The organism is Phenylobacterium sp., from assembly GCF_036501465.1.
Lineage (GTDB): Bacteria > Pseudomonadota > Alphaproteobacteria > Caulobacterales > Caulobacteraceae > Phenylobacterium.
In genome coordinates this window covers 1-3,828 of the sequence record NZ_DASYAF010000135.1, presented here as the reverse complement: position 1 = coordinate 3,828, position 3,828 = coordinate 1, and the positions used below count along the sequence as shown (strand labels likewise).

Genomic DNA, 3,828 nt, shown 5'->3' with positions numbered 1-3,828 from the left:
GGTCGTTTTCGACGACCGCTTTGCGCTATTGGGGGCGGCCATGACCGTTGCCGCCCCGCCGATCGTCAGGACCGTCGCCGAACTGCGCGCCCAGGTCGCCGCCTGGAAGGCCGCGGGCGCGCGCATTGCCCTGGTCCCGACCATGGGCGGCCTGCACGAGGGCCACCTGGCCCTGGTCCGCCGCGCCCGCGACCTCGCCGACCGGGTAGTGACGAGCCTTTTCGTCAATCCGACCCAGTTCGCGCCGGGCGAGGACTTCGAAGCCTATCCGCGCGACGAGGCGCGCGACGCCGCCCTGCTCGCGGCCAATGGCTGCGACCTGCTCTATGCGCCGGGCCCGGACGAGATGTATCCCGCCGGGTTCAGCACCACGGTGACCGTCGCGGGGGTCTCGGCCCCGCTCGACGGGCTTGCGCGGCCGCGGCATTTCGCCGGCGTGGCCACCGTGGTCTCCAAGCTGCTCAACCAGTGCGCCCCGGACGTCGCGGTGTTCGGCGAGAAGGACTATCAGCAGCTGCTGGTCATCCGCCGCCTGGCCCGCGACCTCGACATGCCGACGGAGATCGCAGGCCTGCCCACGGTCAGGGACGCCGACGGCCTGGCGCTCTCCTCCCGCAACGCCTACCTGACGCCGGCCGAGCGGCCGATCGCCGGCCGCCTCAACGCGGTGATCAAGGCCGCCGCCGAGTCCGTGCGCGGCGGCGAGGCCGTGGCCGCGGTCGAGGCGCGCGCCCTGGCCGCCCTGGCGAACGCCGGCTTCCAGGCGATCGACTATCTCGAGGTGCGCGGGGCCGAGGATCTCGCCCGACTGGGCCCCGGCCCCACCGCCGCGCCCGCCCGCGTCTTCGTGGCCGCGCGGCTCGGCAAGACCCGTCTCATCGACAATTGGCCGGTCTAGAGCGGAGGCTGCGCCAAAAGGCGTGATCCCGGCTCAGCCCTGGGCGCTGGAATCGTCGTCCGGCTTCTGGCCTGGGGCGCACGGACCGATCCAGGTCGCATCGGTGTGGCTCTTGATGGTTTGCGTCGGCGCGTGGTTGATCGACATGGTGATGGTGCTGTCGCCGGTCAGGTGAGTCTGGACGTCGCCGGTCACCACCGCGTGCGCTGTCATTGAGTAGTCCGCCGTGGCGCAGTCCATGTCCATGACATAGGCGCCCAGGAAGGTCCGCTTGATCGTGAACTGCTTGCAGGTCGCCGGCATTTTCGGGACGGCCGGGGTTTCGCCCGACATGCAGGTCGTCGAGACGTCCGGCTTGCCATCGCCGTCATCGAGGACGGTTTTCCACAGGCCCGCTCGCTGGTGCGGCATGTTGGCCAGATCGACCTGAACGTCCGGGCCCGAAGCCGGCGCACCCGCGGCCGCCGCGCCACTGGCGGTCGTCGTCCCGCCGCCCTTCGGGCTGCAGCCGGCGAGAAGCGCGAACGTCGCGAGCGCCGCGGCGGAGGCCAGCGTCGGCTTCATGGCGGTTGTCCCTTCGTGGTGCGCGCCCGTGGTTTAAAATCCTATCAGCGGCCGGCGTCGGAGAACAACGGTTTCCGAAATTGGGAAATTGGCGAATTGGGGACACGTACGCATCGCTGATCTTGGCGGGCGTCACCCCGAGGGTCGCGGGATGCGTACGTGTCCCCAATTTCATGCAATATCCAGCCTCTGGCGTTTCGGCTGGACGGCGTGGCGGACAACCGGATACCCATGAAGACGCTCAGGTTTGGCAGCCCCTTCCTCTTCCTCGCCTCGGCCCCACTGGGCTACCTCTTCGGCGGCGCCTGGGCCTTTGTGACCGTGGCGCTGGTGCCCGTGGCGCTGTGCGCCCTCGACCTCGGCTTGGGGTTCGAGGCCGAGGCTGAAGCGCCCAGGGGCCGCCGCCGCTATCGCAGCCTGCCCTATCTCTACATCGCCGCGCAGCTGGCCGTGACGGTCTGGGCCGGGTTGGCGATCGCCCGGCCGGGCGCAGGCCTGGTCGAAGCGATCGGCCTGACCATTTCCGTCGGCGTCACCGCCGGCATATTCGGCATCTGCGCCGCCCACGAGATGGTGCACAGCCCCGTTCCAGCCGAGCGCGCGCTGGGCCTCCTGCTCCTGGCCAGCGTCGGCTACATGCATTTCCGCATCGCCCACATCCACGGCCACCACGTGCGCGCGGCAACCTTCGAGGACCCCGCGACGGCGCGGCGCGGCGAAAGCGCCTATCGCTTCATGGTCCGCTCCGTGGTCGGCCAGGGTCGCGAGGCCTGGAGGTTCGAGACCGCGCGCCTGCGTCGCGGCGGGCGCCGCGTCTTCGGGCCCTCCAATCGGATGCTGGTCTATTTCGCGCTGGAAGCGCTGCTCGGCGCGGGCATCGCCAGTTTCGGCCTACGCGCCCTGGTCTTCTGGGTCGTCCAGGCCGTACTGGCGATCGCCCTGCTCGAGATGTTCAACTACATCGCCCACTACGGCCTGGCGCGCCGGCCGCTGGCCGACGGCGGCCTCGAGCGGCTCGGGCCGCGGCATTCCTGGAATTCGTCGCGGCGGATGAACAACCGGTCTCTGTTCAACATGGGCCGCCACAGCAACCACCATCGCCGCCCCACCCAGGCCTATCAGGGGCTGGCGATCGAGCCGGAGGCTCCGGAGTTGCCCAGCGGCTATGCCGGGGCCATCCTCCTGGCGCTGACCCCTCCCCTCTGGCGCAGGGTCATGGATCCGCGGGTGGACCTCTGGATGGACGCGCCGGCGCCGATCGATGGCCTGGCGGGCGGCCGTTGATCTCCATCCTGTCGCACAGTCCGCTGGTCTGGATCCTGAGCCTGGTTGCGGGCCAGCGGCTGATCGAGCTGGCGTTGGCCGCCGCCAATACGCGTCGGCTGCTCGCCCGCGGCGCCCGCGAAGTCGGCCGCGCCCACTATCCGCTGTTCGTGCTGCTGCATGGCTCCTGGCTGGTCGCCATCGCCCTCACCACGCCCCTGGACCGCCAGCCCTGGTGGCCGCTGATCGGGGTCTTCGTCGTCCTGCAGCTGCTCAGGGTCTGGGTGGTGGCGACCTTGGGGCCCTATTGGACGACCCGCATCATCACCCTGGATGCGGCGCCGATCGTGCGCCGGGGCCCGTTCCGTTTCGTCCGCCATCCCAACTATTGCATCGTGGTCGCCGAGATCGCCGTCCTGCCCCTGGCCTTCGGCAACTGGCCGGTGGCGCTGACCTGGAGCCTCCTGAACGCGCTGCTCCTGCGCCATCGCATCCGCGTCGAGATGGGCGCGCTCGCCGAACGCGAGGCCCGGGCTTCGACCTGAGACCCGGCAGATTCACCGCCAAGCTCGCCAAGGCGGCCAAGATAAGGTCGTGAATGCGGTCAGACTTGCGACCGGCGCCACTCGAGGATTCAACCACCAAGCACACCAAGCACACCAAGAAGAGCGCTGGTCCGCGCAGGCCCCTTGGTGTTCTTGGTATGCTTGGTGGTCAATTTGGGCCCGAGCCGCGCCGACGGACGCGCCGCAAGGATTGAACCCCGAAAAACACGAAAAACACGAACGGCTCGTCGGCGAGGCCGAGTCAGGATGATCGAAGGATAGCGCCTGCGTCGCAGCCTGACGTTCGTGCTTTTCGTGTTTTTCGTGGCTCAAGATCTTCCTTGGCCCGCGGCCAATAAGAAGCGGGCCGGTCTTGCGACCGGCCCGCGCCTTGTTCGTAGCGGCCGTCTCGATCGTTAGAAGTTGATCGAGATGGTCGAGCGGCGGTTGAGCGGTTCCTTGACGCCGTCGGGGGTCTGCACGGCGAGGTCGGTCTTGCCCTTCCAGTCGACCTTCAGGACGCTCTGGTTGACGCCCTGGCCGACCAGCGCGTCGGCC

Annotated in this window: 4 protein-coding genes and 1 pseudogene; 3 read left to right on the top strand and 2 right to left on the bottom strand. The window is 69.1% G+C overall.

Annotated features, from left to right (window positions below; translation table 11 throughout):
- Positions 1–40 precede the first annotated feature (40 nt).
- On the top strand, positions 41–898 hold the full coding sequence (gene panC / locus VGL85_RS14065) for a pantoate--beta-alanine ligase (RefSeq protein WP_331589581.1): 858 nt from the start codon (positions 41–43) through the stop codon (positions 896–898).
- Between the two features lie 33 nt (positions 899–931).
- On the opposite strand, the gene VGL85_RS14060 is transcribed toward panC, so the two are convergent.
- Positions 932–1,462, bottom strand: coding sequence for a DUF3617 domain-containing protein (locus tag VGL85_RS14060; RefSeq protein ID WP_331589580.1), 531 nt, complete (start codon positions 1,460–1,462; stop codon positions 932–934).
- Between the two features lie 231 nt (positions 1,463–1,693).
- Between VGL85_RS14060 and VGL85_RS14055 the strand changes: the two genes are divergently transcribed.
- Together VGL85_RS14055 and VGL85_RS14050 are read left to right on the top strand one after the other, a co-directional pair.
- Positions 1,694–2,746, top strand: a complete 1,053-nt coding sequence (locus VGL85_RS14055; RefSeq protein ID WP_331589579.1) for an alkane 1-monooxygenase — start codon at positions 1,694–1,696, stop codon at positions 2,744–2,746.
- On the top strand, positions 2,743–3,270 hold the full coding sequence (locus tag VGL85_RS14050; protein WP_331589578.1) for an isoprenylcysteine carboxyl methyltransferase family protein: 528 nt from the start codon (positions 2,743–2,745) through the stop codon (positions 3,268–3,270). Before VGL85_RS14055 ends, VGL85_RS14050 begins: the two co-directional genes overlap by 4 nt.
- Positions 3,271–3,686: 416 nt before the next feature.
- On the opposite strand, the pseudogene VGL85_RS14045 reads toward VGL85_RS14050, so the two are convergent.
- Positions 3,687–3,828, bottom strand: a pseudogene (locus VGL85_RS14045) (hypothetical protein); the annotation flags it as partial.

What these genes read in the sequence shown, in the direction of transcription:
- panC (WP_331589581.1), top strand. Translation starts at nt 41, where the DNA reads ATGACCGTTGCCGCCCCGCCGATCGTCAGGACCGTCGCCGAACTGCGC.
- VGL85_RS14060 (WP_331589580.1), bottom strand. Translation starts at nt 1,462, where the DNA reads ATGAAGCCGACGCTGGCCTCCGCCGCGGCGCTCGCGACGTTCGCGCTT.
- VGL85_RS14055 (WP_331589579.1), top strand. Translation starts at nt 1,694, where the DNA reads ATGAAGACGCTCAGGTTTGGCAGCCCCTTCCTCTTCCTCGCCTCGGCC.